Source organism: Paraburkholderia sediminicola, assembly GCF_046026675.1.
GTDB classification, from domain to species: Bacteria; Pseudomonadota; Gammaproteobacteria; order Burkholderiales; family Burkholderiaceae; genus Paraburkholderia; species Paraburkholderia sediminicola_F.
In genome coordinates this window covers 73,503-88,708 of record NZ_JAQQEY010000003.1, presented here as the reverse complement: position 1 = coordinate 88,708, position 15,206 = coordinate 73,503, and the positions used below count along the sequence as shown (strand labels likewise).

The following is a 15,206-nucleotide window of genomic DNA, read 5'->3' as shown; positions in this document are numbered from 1 at the left end:
CGACCAAGATCGCGTGTGCGATAACGCCTTCTACAAATCCCTACAGAAGCGTGCACCGAGGCCACGACCGAAACGCGATGCATAAGCACGATCGCTGCTGACGCAGTGTGATCCGTCGCTTTCTTCGTACGATATGCATCTGGTAACTTCCCAGCGCAACAAAAGCACGCCCAAAATATAATTTATATTTCTTCGCTTCGCAATACAGCGCCCTGTGGGAGAAACCCTCGGTTTGCTGCGGGTACCGGCGACAAGCTCCTCTGTGGCCGGAGCCAAGCTCGTGCTCGAACACCGAGCCGCGATGGTTCAGAAAGCCAAGTTTAGCTGGAGGACTGACGGATCAGTCGCGGAGGGTTGGAAGGCGCCTCGTTGCCGCCTCCGTTTGACGCCAAAGCTGCGCCTGGGCCAGACGAAGGTGCGAGCGCTATCGCGCCGAGTCACATTCAGGGCCGACAAAAATGCAGCCGCCTTCGACTTCGGCGCTGTTCCGATGCTCTCGAAAGCGTATGTGATAACGTTGGTGACCGAGTCTCGCGAAAGGCGCTGCATTATCGTGTTTTGGCCTTTCGAGTGGCCGGACAAGCCACTCTGGAATCGCGCTCGGCATTGCGCGGATCAACAGCCCTTTCGGGCGCAACGCAAAAAATCATGCCCAGAGGTACGGGGCTGCGCGTCAGGGTCGCGAAATTTGTCCACTTCGGCGTCACAGTCACCACGCGCGATGACTTGTGTTAGTAAGAAAGAATCAGGCCGGATTAACATGCAGCTCTAGCCGATCGGGATCGGTACGACATACAAAGCCTTTGTTGCGACACCCAATCAGTCGCCCTCGCGCAGAAACGCCGCCGACCCGGAATGCGACAGCCCGGTGGCCCCGATCGACCAGCTTGTTCACCGTTCAACGATCTTCAAACTGACCGTTTTCGTCCCGCCGTCGAGCTGAACCTAGCGACCGTCGCGCCCTGTGGTCACGAAAGCCCCCTGATCAACCGACAGGGTGGTAGGAGACTCCAGACGGTCCCCTTGATTCTAGCCGGCTTGAGCCCTCTCCCAGCCATGCTTGATATGGTCGCACATGGTAGCAACGGCGGAATCGATATCTCCTGCTTCTGCATGCGTTAAAAATTCGTCGTGTTCGCTCTTGATTTGCTTCAATCCGAGCGTCTGCTGCTCCTGATAGTTGAATGGATACTTCGCCCACAGTACACGTACGAATTGCAGCGTCTGGGGCCGCTGCGCCATCTCATAAAGTTTGAAATGGAATCGGACATTTCCTGCCCGAAGGGCGAAGATATTCTTCCCTTTCATCAGTCGGACGAGCTCTGCTTGAGCAGCCTTCAGCTCTTTCATGCCCTCTGGGGTCAGCTTGCGTAGCGCCTCCCGAGTTAGTTCGCTTTCGAGCAAAAGCCGTAACGAGAAAATCTCCGCCGCCTGATTGAAGTCAAGCTCCGGCACGCACAGGCCGCGATGAGGCTGGCTAACGATATACCCTTCCATCTCGAGTACTTTTAGCGCTTCACGAACGGGAGTTACTGATACGCCGAGCTGTTCAGCGATATCCACCTGCTTCAATTTTTCCCCGCGCGCATACTCGCCGGCAAGGATTTGCTCCCGGATTTTCTCCGCCACCTGGTCAAGCTTCGTCAGAAATGCCATTTCTTATATCCACCGTTGACCGCCCACTTCGCCCGGGCTTTTTTCGCCGATGCGCCCTTTTTCGAAAAGCAAAACGCCACCCCGCATCGACGGGATGGCGCTAATTATATAATGTATATGTCGCCTCGCGGGGGCTTGTTTTTTACCACATCGTGGTTTAGGCCTGCAGGTAGACGACGTGCGTGTGCATGAATTCGTAAAGCCCGTGTTTGCCATCTGCCCCACCGATACCTGATTTCCGAACTCCGGCGTGGAAGCCCTGCATCGCCTCGAAGTGTTCCCGGTTGATGTAGGTTTCCCCAAAATCAAGTTCGCGGCACGCTTTCATCGCGGCAGATAGGTCACGCGTGTAGAGTGAGGACGTCAAGCCATAGCTCGTGTTGTTTGCGAGGGCAATTCCTTCGTCGAGGTCGTCAATGATCTGGATAGGCAGGACCGGAGCGAACATCTCGTCTCGCATCACCGACATGTTGCCGTCGCAGTTTGCGATGACCGTCGGCAAATAGTGAAATCCAGGTCCATCAGAAAAAACTGCTCCACCGGTGATCACTTCTGCGCCCTGCTTGGCCGCCGATTGAACCATCGCGTCAACCCTGTTGACGCCTGCACGGTTGATAAGTGGCCCCATTTCAATGTTCTCATCGAGCAACGGATTGCCGAAGCGGGTGGCTTTCATCGCAGAGGCGATCTTGTCGGTAAATTCGGCCGCGACTGAGCGATGAACGTAAACCCGTTCCGCGCTGTTGCAAACTTGACCACTGTTGAGGATCCGCGAGCTGCGAATGGCCGACACAGCGACCTCGAGATCGGCGTCCGCCAGAACGATCGCCGGAGCTTTCCCACCCAGTTCCAGATTCACCTTTGTCACATTCGAGGCCGCTGCCGACATTATTCTGGAGCCTGTCGAGACACTGCCCGTGAAGCTGATGAAGTCGACATCCGGGTGACTCGACAACGCGGCACCCGTCTCGCCGCAGCCGCCTACCACGTTGAATACGCCTTCTGGGAGATCCGTCTCCGCGACAAGGCGCGCAAACTCAAAACAGTTGATCGGCGTCTCTTCGCTAGGCTTGATCACGATCGTGTTGCCCGTGACGAGTGCCGGCGCCATCTTTCTTGCGATCATGAACAATGGAAAATTCCAAGGCAAGATACCGGCCACAACGCCCAGAGGCTTCCGGAACATAAAGATCTGTTCACCGGGCCGGTCACTGGTGATGACTTCTCCTTCGATCCGGCGAGCCCATTCTGCCATATAGTCCATATAGTCTGCTGCGAAAGCCACTTCGACATTCGCAAGCCCGAGCGTCTTGCCCTGCTCCTCGCTGATAATTCGGGCGAGGCGGTCTCCATTCGAACGGATCTTGCCAGCGATTCTTCGCAGATAGCCAGCACGCTCGATTGCGGGCTTCTTCGCCCACGACGGCTGAGCAGCCTTCGCTGCAGCGACCGCCTCCTGAACGACGGCCGCAGATGCGACCGGCGACCGGGTTATAAACTCTTCGGAAGCCGGGTTAATGACATCAATGAAGCTTTCAGCATTGTGAAAACTTCCACCGATGTAGTGCTGGTAGGTGATAACTTTCGATTCCATTGTTGCTCCGATGCATACGATATGTGGAAGAGGATGCTGCCCTGCGGCTTACTGCCCTCACACAGTGCGGTTCCGTTCGGCGCCTTTTGGTGAGACAGGAGCTTCGCTGTCCAGGAACAATGCCTCTTCGGTGGACAGGCGTCGTTACGTTGCGGTAATACCGCGCGTGCCGGTAACTCCCTAGTAGCTGACCGCGCGAAACGCCTTTGGCATTGTTTTCTCGATTTGGATCGATCAAAACGTCTCACCGGATATCAGCGATTTGACGCCATTGCTGGCCGTTATCATTCTCCCAACTGCTCGAGGGCGGCCCGCGTCGAGGCACCGCCATTCACCTGAACTCTGGAGCGTTGCACGTTGACGGGCCACGGCAAAGTCGAGACGCAAATCGCACCCACCAGAGCGACAAGGGCAATCGCGAACAAACCGTACGTGGGGCCGCCCATTGCCTGGGAAACAAGCGCGCGCAGGTTCGGTGCGATGAAAGCACCAATGATGCCAAGAGAGCTCGCAAAGCCGATGCCGCGGGCAGCGGCTTCCCCCGTGAGATACCGTGGCAAAAAGGTCCAATAAATAGGACACACTGTTATGACCGCAGCGCACGAGATGCACATGAACAGCATGCGCATCACTGGACTGCCATACGCGGTAAGAGCAAGCGACAGGCCGCCCACTGTGAACAGGATTACCGACATGGCACGATGGCGGTTGATCCTGTCAGCAAGGGTGGGCAACCAGATGCACGCGGCGCCCGCGACGGCCCATGGAATAGCGGAAACCAGGCCCACCTCCAGCCCCATCTTTTTGCCAAGCAATGCAGAAACCTGGGCCGGCAGATAGAACACGACGCCATAGGACGCGACTTGCCCAAAAAAATGGACAGCCGTCGCCCGCCACACCTTCGAGTCAGCAAGAATCTGTCTCCAGCTTGGGGGGGCTTTTTCTCCCGCCTTGGAGGACGCCTCAAGCGCAAGGCGATCAACTAGCGCAGACCGCTCTTCATCGGACAGCCAGCGCGCCTTGGCAGGCGTGTCGTCCATATACCAGTACGCCCAGAACCCAACAACACAGGCTGCCAGACCTTCAATTAAAAACATCCATTGCCAACCCGCGAGCGAGAAAAAGCCGTTGAGTCCCAGCAATAGCCCGGAAACCGGTCCGCCGACGACAAGGGCGATAGGCGCCGCAACAAAGAAATATCCTATTGCCTTTCCGCGCGATTTATCCGGAAACCAGCAGCCCATGTAGTAGATCGCGGCAGGAAACAATCCCGCTTCCGCCGCTCCTAGAAGAAGCCGCAAGGCGTAGAAAGACAGTGGACCTTTGGTGAACATTAGCGCGGCGCTTGCCAGTCCCCAGGTCACCATAATCCGCGACATCCAGAATCTCGCCCCCATCTTGTGCATCATCATGGTGCTCGGTACTTCGAGCAGCGCGTAGGTAATAAAAAAGAGGCCCGCACCAAGTGCGAAGACGCTGTCCGAGATTCCTACGTATATTTGCAGATCCCCCTTCGCAAATCCGACGTTTGCCCTGTCGAGAAAGGCCACGAGGAAAATCAGCATGAGGAACGGTATGAGTCGGCGTTCGACTTTGGCAGTCGCGCGCGACAGCACTGGGTTGGTCACGGCATGTCTCCATTCTTTGTTGTCTGTCGGTTTCGAAGGGGTCCTGTACTACCCGTCGATCAGCTTGAACCGAGGCAACACCGTGTCGTCTCCCAGTGTCGTGTAGACCAGACTTACCTTCGCGCCGATTGCGCATGCGCTGTCGTCGATAGTGTCAAGATTTGAAATCATGATCGGACCTTCGGCTAATCTCACCGCGATCACTTTGTACGGCGCCGGATAATTATCGAGGTAGGTCCGTTCAAAGCGAATCCATGAAATGACTTCGCCTTGCCCTGAGATGGGTTTCCAGACCAGCGCACTGCTCAGGCAGCGCGGACACGCAGGGCCCGGCGGATAGTGAAAGTGGTTGCAGTCCGAACAGCACTGCAACGCCATCGCTCCCTTCTTGATGCTTGTCCACATCGGGACGTCATAGTGGCCTAGTACCGCGCCCGCGGGAAATTGATTGTGGTCGTCAACCATGGGATGACCTCCTAGATGCCATAGATGATGGAAACAGCCTTTCCTGCCACGTCGGAGGTGTAATGAGCGAATCTCGCGCCATCCACTTGTCGCTCACCACACTGCCCGCGCAATTGCCTGACGCATTCGATCTGATGTGCCCAGCCTTGCATGTAGCTCTCGGAGAGATGGCCCCCGCTGGTATTAGTTGGCAATGCCCCCCCGGGGCCAATACCCTTGTCACGAAGGAAGCCCGCTGCGTCGCCCACCGCGCAGTATCCGTAACCTTCCAGAGCAAGCGGAACGTGAACAGAAAAACTGTCGTAAACCTGAAACAGATCGACATCGGACGGCCCGATTCCAGCGACCTCAAAAGCCTGCCGGGCGCAGTCTTGCTGTGCAGGCAAATAGAACTCGGTCAATCGTGGCTCGAGGCTCGTTGCACCCGCATTCAGATCCCGGCGCCCGACCGCTTCGATAAATACAGGCTTTTGCTTGGCTGTGAGAGCCCTTTCTCGGCTCGTAATGATCAGCGCGACACCACCATCATTAATCATGCAGTAGTCGTACAGTCTGAGCGGTGCACAGATATGCCTCGCTGCCATATAGTCGTCCAGCGTGATGGGCTTACGCATGACGGCATTGGGATTGAGAGACGCCCATTGGCGCTGAGCAACCGCAACGCGCCCGAGGTCGGCGTCCGCGAATCCTCGCGCTTCTTTGTATGCCTGAAAGGTGAGCGCATAGAGCGCGCCCTGCGAGGTCATGCCCCACGGTGCGTGATACACGTAGGAGAGGATTGCATCGCCACCCATTGCTTGCGGACCGCCGTACTGGATCTTGGCCGTTCTCTGGTCGTTGCCATAGACCAGCGCGACAGTTTCGGCTAAACCGCATTCGATTGCAGAGACAGCCTGTGCGACGGAAAGCACCGCATCGGCCTGATCGCCCCAACGAGGGTCGATTCCCAGGACCTCCGACATGCGCTCGTAGGCGGTTGTGGGACCGACGATCAAGCCGTCGATATCGTCCTTCGAGATGCCGGCATCATCGAGCGCTGCGCGCAACGCGGTAACCGCGTATCCGTAACTGTCCGCAGGTTTCTCGCCTTGCCGCGACCGCTCCCAGTCGGACCGCCAGTCCGTGTGGCCGACACCAATCACGGCGGCAGCCCGCCGCATACGTGTCGCTCCAGCTGAAGTTCCTGCAGTCATTTCAACGCTCCCAGCTCTTCGAGCGTGCGGATCTGGTCCGCAGATAGTCCAAGGTCCTCCTGTAGAACGGAGTGCGTATGTTCGCCGAATAGCGGCGGCGGCTCGAGTGCAACGCGTGCGCCATCAAGAAGGAAGGGTGGCGAACTGATCAGCGTCGGACCGACCTCGGGGTGCGGTACGTACTGCCAGTAATTTCGGGCGAGAAGTTGCTTATCGGTCTCAATGAGATCACGTGAGCAGGCTACAGAGGCCACCGGCACTCCGGCGGCCCGGAGCGTATCTACGACCTCACCCGCTCGCTTGTGAGATGTCCACTGGGAAAGAGCGGATTCAATTCTTTCGATGTTCGCGCGTCGCCCTTTCGCCGTGCGCAGATCCGGGTCCTGGGCCAGATCCGCTTGATCGATAACGTTCGCGAGCGCGCGCCACTGCTCGTCCTCCAGGACGGTGATGGCGACCCACGCGTCCTCTCCCTCACAACGGAAAATGTTGTGAGGCGCATGCGCACGATGCCGGTTCCCGACCGTCGGTGGCTCCGCACCGGTATGAGCCGCCTCGACGAGCATCGGACCCATGAAATTCACCGTGGATTCGACTTGCGAGAGGTCAATCCTAGCGCCGAACCCGGTCTTGCGACGGTGGCGTAGCGCTGCGAGCACGGAGAAAGCGGCATGGTATGGGTTGGCAGCATGATCCGGGTAATGTGTTCCCGGGCCGACCGGATGGGATGCGTCGTACGCCGTGTGCATCATGATCCCGCTCACGGCACTAATGGTCATGCCAACACCGAGAAGTTGCGCACGAGGCCCATCCTGACCATACATAGGCATCGACAGGTAGATCAAGTCTGGCTTGATCTCCTTCAGCGCCTCATATCCGAGGCCTAGGCGGTCCATTACCCCGGGTCCGAAGTTGTTTGTCACGACATCCGACTTCGCGATCAGTTCGAGAACGATCTTCTTTCCGGCGTCCGTCTTCAGATCAATCGCGACGCTTTTCTTTCCGGTGTTGCGAGAAGCAAAATAGCCACTGCGGTTGGTACCGGCAATGCCATCCTTGAATGGACCAGCCGTGCGTACGGTGTCGGGCCGCGTCATGCTTTCAATTTTGATCACTTCAGCCCCAAAATCCGAAAATACTTTAGTGCCGAACGGACCTGCGCCTGCCCAAGTGAGGTCAGTGAAACGAATGCCTCGAAGAATATCCTGTCTCATTGTTGAATCTCCTCTGCACCGAACGACCGTTTATCGATAGCCGGCGCTGCGGCCACACTCCACATGTCTTGTGAGAACCGATACGGAGCGCCAGGCATCGTGATGCCGGTGCCCAGCAACGCACTTGTGTCAAGACGCTTGAAGTAACCGGTATATGCCAGTTGCGGGTCGTCCAGAACGTCTTGAAGGGTTGAAGCCGGAGCGAGCACGATTTTTCGCTTTAAGCCCTGCTGTGTGATCTCTGCTTTCGTAAAATTGATAAGGAACGGCTCAATGGTTTGTCGAAATAGGTCTTTTGCCTCACGGGTGAGACGCCACTTGCGATCCGCCCAGCGCTCCTGCTCGAACTCCTGCGACGCAGGGTGGCCCACCTCTGCGATCCAAGACATCAACGAGTTCCAGGAAACCCCCAAAGTGCGCGGCGCGGCGAGGAAGATATGCCCGTCCTTGCAGGCGAGCACGTTCTCGCTTGCATCGCGTGTTCCCTCACCACCTCTCATGGAAACACGCCGTTCAAAGTCGTAAACCTGTATCGAGTTTTGGAGCGAATGCGCGATTGCCTCTTGTGCCGACAAGTCGATCACGTGCCCAGAGCCGCTTGCTTCCGTATCTAGGAGGGCCACAGACATAGCGACGGCAAGGTAGACACCGGCAACCATCGTAGCCTGAGAACCTGGCAGCCGAAGCGGTGCATCCTCCACCCTACCGGACAGCCACGCGATACCCCCTGCCGCCTGCAGAACCAGATCACTCGCAGGCGCGTCCGCCAACGGACCCGTGCGCCCAAATGGCGATACTGACGCGACAACGGTCCGTGGCGAAGCATCCCTCAGCCATTCGATCTTGTCGTAAAGCGGGCCCCCTCGCTCGAGTACCACGGCGTCGGCGCCGACCGCGAGTTCACGAAAGGTTTCTAATCCCTCAGCCGTGCACAAATCGAGGGAGATTGCCGATTTGCTGGCGTTGAAAAACTCGAATTCGTACTTCGCGCCTGCGTCGTCATCGCTTATCGCAGCGATACGATCCATTGCGCCCTCCGGGGGTTCGACGCGCACAACCTTTGCGCCAAGGTCCGCAAAAAGCCGCGTTGCGTATCGCCCGAGATCGTACGTCAGGTCCAGAATGGTTACGCCGTCGTATGGTCCGGCCATAGATGCCTCACAAAGTAGTCAGTGAGAGAAATATAATTTATATTTTGTATGTAGGCAATGTGGCGGGCGGTGGGACTAACCCTGAGTTCTCGAAACATCAGGAATGCGGTATGGGCGACCCAGATGATTGAAAGTCGTCACTCTTCGAATCATCGTAAGAACCATCCGGTTCGTCGCGCACTACTTCGTGCGGATATCAGTCATGACGGCCGGCAAATTAGGCGGTTCGGATCTGGAGATGAAAATCATCCCGCAAGTGCCGATGCTTGCTGGGCAGGCGCCTCGAGCAAGTCGGTTGCGAACTCGGCGGCGTGCGCCCGCGTTTGTCGCCGAGCCGGCGACCTAGGACGCGTTGACGGCGGCGAAATCGACCAGAGTGTGCTGAGCATTGATGCGTGGATTTCTGGAATGGTGAAAACTCGGCTACGCGATCACCGGAACTCGAGCGGAATCGTGGGGACCAGCCCGACACCATCCTTTCGCAGCGCGTGGCGCACGCTGATGGAAGGCCTCGTCCCCGTGCCCCAAGTGGGGTCTAGCCTTATCTGCAACGCACTTCGAACATGCAGACCGCCGCGCAGGTCGCCATGCCCATCGCTTTTCACGCCGCCGACTATGTCTTTGATCGGTCCGAGGCGGTGGTCTTTCCGATTGCACCGCGCGGCGGCCATTCAGAAACGCGTCGCACCGCTCGACTTCGCGATTCGCGCGCGCTTGACACCTGATCAAATGGCCATCAGCTTGTCGGCAGTCGGCCCAGTGTGGTACGCACCGATCGCGCACAACACCCGCACTTCGCAGTCGCCCGGCTTGATCGAGCGGGCATCGAGAGCTGTACGGGGTTCGAATCGAAGTGTTCGCGATCCACGGTCTGCGCGCGATGCAGCAGATAGCTAAACGGCAACGCGTATAGCGCGACCACGTCCGAGACGCGCCAGCGCACGGTCGTTTGAGTCTGCGTTTGCGCGCGCTCGGCGGCCAGCATGAGTTCTTCATCGTCGGGGATATACGGCTACATCATGTAACGGCCGTACCGATCGGCGCGAGGAAAGCTCCTGTTTCAGGGATGTTTCGAAGAAGCTCATCCGCAATGTGAGGGCCTGGGCGGAATCTTCGATCAGCGCATCGAACGCATGATCGGTCCGCGCCCGCGCCGACTGCACGACCCGATGAGAGACCAAAGGCTTTCAACGCTGCGGGTAGCGCGGACGATGTTCGTTGGTTCTCGTCGAACACATCCACGCTCTCAAACAGATCCAGCGTGGCAAGTGGCGCGCGGGACGCGAGCGGATTGCCGGTCTACAAATGGGAGTGCAGGGAACCGGGGGTCATGTCGTCGTCGTAGCGGGCGGCGTCGATTTCTTCGCACGTGATCACGATGGACGGCAGAGATATCCGGCCCTGATTACCTTCGACAAGCACACGAGGTCCGGCCGCATACGAAGAAAGTGGTGGTGTGCGTCCGCGGTCGACGGAGATTTCATCGGCAATCGGATGCCGTCGAATTCGCCGAATAGCGCTCGAAGTCTCGCCAGTACAACGCGTCGTGAATCGACGTGCCGGCCGCGCATTGCACGAGCCGACACGGCACAGTATTGTTTTGACGCTCGGTGTCATTAGCGAACCTGCCGCGCGGAGCTTCGTCAGGAAGGCATTAATTCGGACACGGGTCACTACCTCCGGCACCAACGAAGCCCTCCTGCCTGCAAGATGCCTCTAAGTAAAGCCGGCGCTATCAGACGTGACGAATACGTAGCGTATCGATTCGGTGGACGAGTGCAGTTTTTCGTTCGACGCCCGTCGAGGTCTGTTGAAATCTTGGCGCGTTTACGCAATTGAACAGTTGGTGGACAATGCTGCCGTAGAAAGTCTCCGCTTCGCGCACGAATATCAGATCTACTTGGCGCTGCACGCGTTACAAATCGAGCTTGTGCAGGTCTCGCCTGAGAACTTTTCCGGTACTTGTCTTTGGCAGATCATCGACAATCTGGTACAGACGCGGCACCTTGTAAGCCGCTAGCCGCTCACGACAATGACGATCCAGCTCATCGACAGTTAGCGCGACTCCTGCTCTCGGCACCACATAGGCTTTGGCCAGTTCGCCCTTGGTTTCATCGGCGACCCGGCCTACCGCGACCATCGCGACGCCCGGATGCTCGGCAAGCACCCGCTCGAGTTCCGCCGGATAGATATTGAATCCGCCGGTGATGATCAGGTCTTTCGAGCGGTCGACGATGAACACGAAGCCATCCTCATCCATCCAGCCCAGGTCGCCCGAGCGCAGCCATCCACCCGCGAGCAGGGTCTCGGCCGTCGCGTCCGGATTGCCGACATAGCCCTGCATGGTGATGGGACCGCGAAGCTGCAATTCCCCCACCTCTCCGACAGGCAATTGCGTTTCGCCATCTTCGTTACTGACAATACGAATCTGTTGGTGTGGCAACGCCACACCAATCGAACCATGCTTCCGGGGACCATAAAGCGTATGAGTGGCGCCCAGACCACCAAGCTCCGTCATGCCCCACAGTTCTAGCAGCGGGCAGCCGAACATCTCCTCGACCGCGCGCATCTTCGCTTCCGGCATGGTTTGGCCGCCGACGGTCGCGCGCGTGAGCGTCGAGATATTGAAATTACCCAGGTGAGGTGAATTCAGCAGATACATGTACATCGTCGGCACACCTTCGAGCAGGGTCGCCCGATGCGCTTCGATGCTTCGCAGCACCCTTTCGGCATCGAAACTCCGGTGGAGGACCAGGGTGCCGCCATAGGCGATCATCGTATGCATCACGATGTTGCCGTACACATGCGTGCACGGCAGCGCGCTGACGACGACGTCCGCCGCGGTGCGCACGTGCATGACGGCTGTCATGGCGGTATTCATCACGATCGCACGGTGTGTGAGTAACGCGCCCTTCGGGTGGCCCGTCGTGCCCGATGTATAGCCGATACTGCAAGGGTCGTCGAGGCCGATTGTCTCATCGGGGAAACAGTCTGTTTCAGATGGGGAAGCCGCCAGCAGGTCATCGAACGCGAATGCGCCATCTGGTAACCCAGCACCGAATGCAATGCGCCATTCCAGCGGCGCCTTATGCAGAACGCCTGCCATCGCAGCAATTTTCTCCGACGAGCCTATCACCGCGCGTGCCTTGCAATCGTTCATCGCATAAGCGGCTTCCTCGGAGGTAAGCATCGAATTCAGTGGATTGACGATAGCTCCAAGGTTCACTACCGCGTAGTACGCAATGATCCATTCCGGGCAGTTATGTGAATAGAGCGATACGCAGTCTCCCCGGACAATGCCCAGCCTTTTGAGACTCGCCGCAAGCGCCGAGGAACGCTGATGCAGGTCCGCGAACGACCAGCGCTGGTCCTCGAAAATCACCGCAATCTTCTCGGGATGTTGCCGGGCCTGCTGGGCGATAAATTCGCCAACCGAGTTGTGCATGGAAGCTCCTGGTGCGGCATCAGTGACAGACAATTGACCTTCACTCTAATCACACGTTTGAGATCCATTTGTCGCTTCAATGACAATCAAGGGAACTCCCGACGTCGGACTTTCCCTGGTAGGAAGAAAGGGAATATCTATGCTCACGCCCCATAAGGAGCGCGGCAATATGGGTATCGTTGCTCTTTTCTCTCTCCATCGGGAAACCGCGGCGGCACCGGTAGCGCAGTCTGCGGATCGTGCGCCGGTGCCGCGCGGTGGACAATCGAACGCGCTAGCCCCGCGCGGGTTCCCGCACGATCGGATTACGCAGCGGGACGAAGCCTTCCACCGTGACTTCGCAGACATCCCCCGGCTTCATCAGCAGCTTCGGCTCGCGCGCCCAGCCGACGCCGGACGGCGTGCCCGTCACGATGACGTCGCCAGCTTCGAGCGTGATCGCCTCGCTGATGGTCGATATCAGCGTTTCGATATCGAACACCATGGTGTCGGTGGAGGCGGACTGCACGATCTCGCCATTCAGGCGCGTTTCGAGTAGCAAGCCGCGCGCGCCGTGCGGGACTTCATCCGGCGTGACGAGTTCAGGACCAAACGCGCCCGTGCCGTCGAAGTTTTTGCCGATGGTCCATTGTGGTGTCTTGAACTGATAGTCGCGCACGGAGCCATCATTGAAGAGTGCGTAGCCCGCCACATGCGAGAGCGCGTCGGCCTTCGCGATGTACCGGCCGCCGCTCTTCAGCACCACCGCCAGTTCACCTTCGAAATCGAGCGCATTCGATACAAGCGGATGAACGATCGGTTCGTTGTGCGCGACGAGGCTGGTGTTTACGCGCATGAACAGCGTCGGATAGTCTGGCTGTTCGAAGTTGCTTTCTTGCGTATGGGCGTTGTAGTTCAGACCGACGCAGATCACCTTGCCAGAGCGCGTAAGCGGCGGCAAAAACTTCAAGTCGCCCATAGACCGCTCGCCGCTAACTTCCGCACCGGCTGCGTAGGATACGAGATCGACGTTCCTCGCAAGCAGGTCGTCGAGCGATGCTGGACCGAGTACCTTGACCTTGCCGTCTTTCGCCAAACCCAGCGTGCGCTGGCCGCCTTCTTCAAACTGCACGAATCGCATGTCATCCTCCTCAAGTGTTGCGTTGAATATTGCCTGGTTTTTGGTGTTGCGCTGCACGCGTTACAAATCGAGCTTGTGCAGGTCTCGCCTGAGAACTTTTCCGGTACTTGTCTTTGGCAGATCATCGACAATCTGGTACAGACGCGGCACCTTGTAAGCCGCTAGCCGCTCACGACAATGACGATCCAGCTCATCGACAGTTAGCGCGACTCCTGCTCTCGGCACCACATAGGCTTTGGCCAGTTCGCCCTTGGTTTCATCGGCGACCCGGCCTACCGCGACCATCGCGACGCCCGGATGCTCGGCAAGCACCCGCTCGAGTTCCGCCGGATAGATATTGAATCCGCCGGTGATGATCAGGTCTTTCGAGCGGTCGACGATGAACACGAAGCCATCCTCATCCATCCAGCCCAGGTCGCCCGAGCGCAGCCATCCACCCGCGAGCAGGGTCTCGGCCGTCGCGTCCGGATTGCCGACATAGCCCTGCATGGTGATGGGACCGCGAAGCTGCAATTCCCCCACCTCTCCGACAGGCAATTGCGTTTCGCCATCTTCGTTACTGACAATACGAATCTGTTGGTGTGGCAACGCCACACCAATCGAACCATGCTTCCGGGGACCATAAAGCGTATGAGTGGCGCCCAGACCACCAAGCTCCGTCATGCCCCACAGTTCTAGCAGCGGGCAGCCGAACATCTCCTCGACCGCGCGCATCTTCGCTTCCGGCATGGTTTGGCCGCCGACGGTCGCGCGCGTGAGCGTCGAGATATTGAAATTACCCAGGTGAGGTGAATTCAGCAGATACATGTACATCGTCGGCACACCTTCGAGCAGGGTCGCCCGATGCGCTTCGATGCTTCGCAGCACCCTTTCGGCATCGAAACTCCGGTGGAGGACCAGGGTGCCGCCATAGGCGATCATCGTATGCATCACGATGTTGCCGTACACATGCGTGCACGGCAGCGCGCTGACGACGACGTCCGCCGCGGTGCGCACGTGCATGACGGCTGTCATGGCGGTATTCATCACGATCGCACGGTGTGTGAGTAACGCGCCCTTCGGGTGGCCCGTCGTGCCCGATGTATAGCCGATACTGCAAGGGTCGTCGAGGCCGATTGTCTCATCGGGGAAACAGTCTGTTTCAGATGGGGAAGCCGCCAGCAGGTCATCGAACGCGAATGCGCCATCTGGTAACCCAGCACCGAATGCAATGCGCCATTCCAGCGGCGCCTTATGCAGAACGCCTGCCATCGCAGCAATTTTCTCCGACGAGCCTATCACCGCGCGTGCCTTGCAATCGTTCATCGCATAAGCGGCTTCCTCGGAGGTAAGCATCGAATTCAGTGGATTGACGATAGCTCCAAGGTTCACTACCGCGTAGTACGCAATGATCCATTCCGGGCAGTTATGTGAATAGAGCGATACGCAGTCTCCCCGGACAATGCCCAGCCTTTTGAGACTCGCCGCAAGCGCCGAGGAACGCTGATGCAGGTCCGCGAACGACCAGCGCTGATCCTCGAAAATAACCGCAACCTTGTCGGGATTTCGCCGGGCCTGCTGTGAGATAAATTCGCCAACTGAGTTGTGCATGGAAGCTCCTGGTGCGGCATCTGTGACAAATATGTACTGCAAGGCCGACTGTCGAATGGGGGCCACCGCTTATGCGCCGGCGGATGTGGAACGTCTTGCCGCGCCCGCTCCTTCCCTTTTGCCCCGGACCGGCGTGCTGACAGAGGTCGG

The 15,206-nt window shown here is 58.1% G+C and carries 12 protein-coding genes; 1 reads left to right on the top strand and 11 read right to left on the bottom strand.

Annotated elements, in window-relative coordinates:
* Positions 1-1,029: 1,029 nt before the first annotated feature.
* The 7 genes from PQQ86_RS38560 to PQQ86_RS38530 all read right to left on the bottom strand — a co-directional run bounded on the left by PQQ86_RS38560 (position 1,030) and on the right by PQQ86_RS38530 (position 8,901).
* Positions 1,030-1,656, bottom strand: a complete 627-nt coding sequence (locus PQQ86_RS38560) for a GntR family transcriptional regulator (protein WP_408250397.1) — start codon at positions 1,654-1,656, stop codon at positions 1,030-1,032.
* A 157-nt stretch (positions 1,657-1,813) separates the two neighbouring features.
* Positions 1,814-3,250 carry an aldehyde dehydrogenase gene (aldA, locus tag PQQ86_RS38555; protein ID WP_408279525.1) on the bottom strand — a complete coding sequence of 479 codons (1,437 nt, stop codon included), beginning with the start codon at positions 3,248-3,250 and terminating at the stop codon, positions 1,814-1,816.
* Positions 3,251-3,534: 284 nt separating this feature from the next.
* Positions 3,535-4,878 (bottom strand): MFS transporter, encoded by a 1,344-nt coding sequence (locus PQQ86_RS38550; RefSeq protein WP_408279524.1) that lies wholly within the window; start codon positions 4,876-4,878, stop codon positions 3,535-3,537.
* 48 nt (positions 4,879-4,926) lie between these two features.
* Positions 4,927-5,343 (bottom strand): Zn-ribbon domain-containing OB-fold protein, encoded by a 417-nt coding sequence (locus PQQ86_RS38545; protein ID WP_408250403.1) that lies wholly within the window; start codon positions 5,341-5,343, stop codon positions 4,927-4,929.
* Between the two features lie 11 nt (positions 5,344-5,354).
* A complete protein-coding gene (locus PQQ86_RS38540; protein ID WP_408250405.1) occupies positions 5,355-6,536 on the bottom strand; it encodes a thiolase family protein in 1,182 nt (393 codons plus the stop codon).
* Entirely contained in the window at positions 6,533-7,750 is a 1,218-nt protein-coding gene (locus PQQ86_RS38535) for a CaiB/BaiF CoA transferase family protein (protein ID WP_408250407.1), read from the bottom strand. Before PQQ86_RS38535 ends, PQQ86_RS38540 begins: the two co-directional genes overlap by 4 nt.
* On the bottom strand, positions 7,747-8,901 hold the full coding sequence (locus tag PQQ86_RS38530; RefSeq protein WP_408250409.1) for a CoA transferase: 1,155 nt from the start codon (positions 8,899-8,901) through the stop codon (positions 7,747-7,749). The genes PQQ86_RS38535 and PQQ86_RS38530 overlap by 4 nt, the downstream gene beginning before the upstream one ends.
* Before the next feature lie 563 nt (positions 8,902-9,464).
* On the opposite strand from PQQ86_RS38530, the gene PQQ86_RS38525 reads away from it, so the two are divergent.
* On the top strand, positions 9,465-9,626 hold the full coding sequence (locus PQQ86_RS38525) for a hypothetical protein (protein ID WP_408279523.1): 162 nt from the start codon (positions 9,465-9,467) through the stop codon (positions 9,624-9,626).
* 11 nt (positions 9,627-9,637) lie between these two features.
* Here the strand turns inward: PQQ86_RS38525 and PQQ86_RS38520 are convergent, their stop codons facing one another.
* From PQQ86_RS38520 to PQQ86_RS38505, 4 genes are all read right to left on the bottom strand, one after another.
* Positions 9,638-9,886, bottom strand: a complete 249-nt coding sequence (locus PQQ86_RS38520; RefSeq protein ID WP_408279522.1) for a hypothetical protein — start codon at positions 9,884-9,886, stop codon at positions 9,638-9,640.
* 930 nt (positions 9,887-10,816) lie between these two features.
* The gene (locus PQQ86_RS38515) at positions 10,817-12,346 is read right to left on the bottom strand and encodes a class I adenylate-forming enzyme family protein (RefSeq protein ID WP_408279521.1); all 1,530 of its coding nucleotides are present in this window, start codon (positions 12,344-12,346) and stop codon (positions 10,817-10,819) included.
* 274 nt (positions 12,347-12,620) lie between these two features.
* Entirely contained in the window at positions 12,621-13,466 is an 846-nt protein-coding gene (locus PQQ86_RS38510) for a fumarylacetoacetate hydrolase family protein (RefSeq protein ID WP_408279520.1), read from the bottom strand.
* A gap of 60 nt (positions 13,467-13,526) precedes the next feature.
* A complete protein-coding gene (locus PQQ86_RS38505) occupies positions 13,527-15,098 on the bottom strand; it encodes a class I adenylate-forming enzyme family protein (protein ID WP_408279519.1) in 1,572 nt (523 codons plus the stop codon).
* Positions 15,099-15,206 lie beyond the last annotated feature (108 nt).

What these genes read in the sequence shown, in the direction of transcription:
- PQQ86_RS38560 (WP_408250397.1), bottom strand. Translation starts at nt 1,656, where the DNA reads ATGGCATTTCTGACGAAGCTTGACCAGGTGGCGGAGAAAATCCGGGAG.
- aldA (WP_408279525.1), bottom strand. Translation starts at nt 3,250, where the DNA reads ATGGAATCGAAAGTTATCACCTACCAGCACTACATCGGTGGAAGTTTT.
- PQQ86_RS38545 (WP_408250403.1), bottom strand. Translation starts at nt 5,343, where the DNA reads ATGGTTGACGACCACAATCAATTTCCCGCGGGCGCGGTACTAGGCCAC.
- PQQ86_RS38540 (WP_408250405.1), bottom strand. Translation starts at nt 6,536, where the DNA reads ATGACTGCAGGAACTTCAGCTGGAGCGACACGTATGCGGCGGGCTGCC.
- PQQ86_RS38535 (WP_408250407.1), bottom strand. Translation starts at nt 7,750, where the DNA reads ATGAGACAGGATATTCTTCGAGGCATTCGTTTCACTGACCTCACTTGG.
- PQQ86_RS38530 (WP_408250409.1), bottom strand. Translation starts at nt 8,901, where the DNA reads ATGGCCGGACCATACGACGGCGTAACCATTCTGGACCTGACGTACGAT.
- PQQ86_RS38525 (WP_408279523.1), top strand. Translation starts at nt 9,465, where the DNA reads ATGCAGACCGCCGCGCAGGTCGCCATGCCCATCGCTTTTCACGCCGCC.
- PQQ86_RS38520 (WP_408279522.1), bottom strand. Translation starts at nt 9,886, where the DNA reads ATGCTGGCCGCCGAGCGCGCGCAAACGCAGACTCAAACGACCGTGCGC.
- PQQ86_RS38515 (WP_408279521.1), bottom strand. Translation starts at nt 12,346, where the DNA reads ATGCACAACTCGGTTGGCGAATTTATCGCCCAGCAGGCCCGGCAACAT.
- PQQ86_RS38510 (WP_408279520.1), bottom strand. Translation starts at nt 13,466, where the DNA reads ATGCGATTCGTGCAGTTTGAAGAAGGCGGCCAGCGCACGCTGGGTTTG.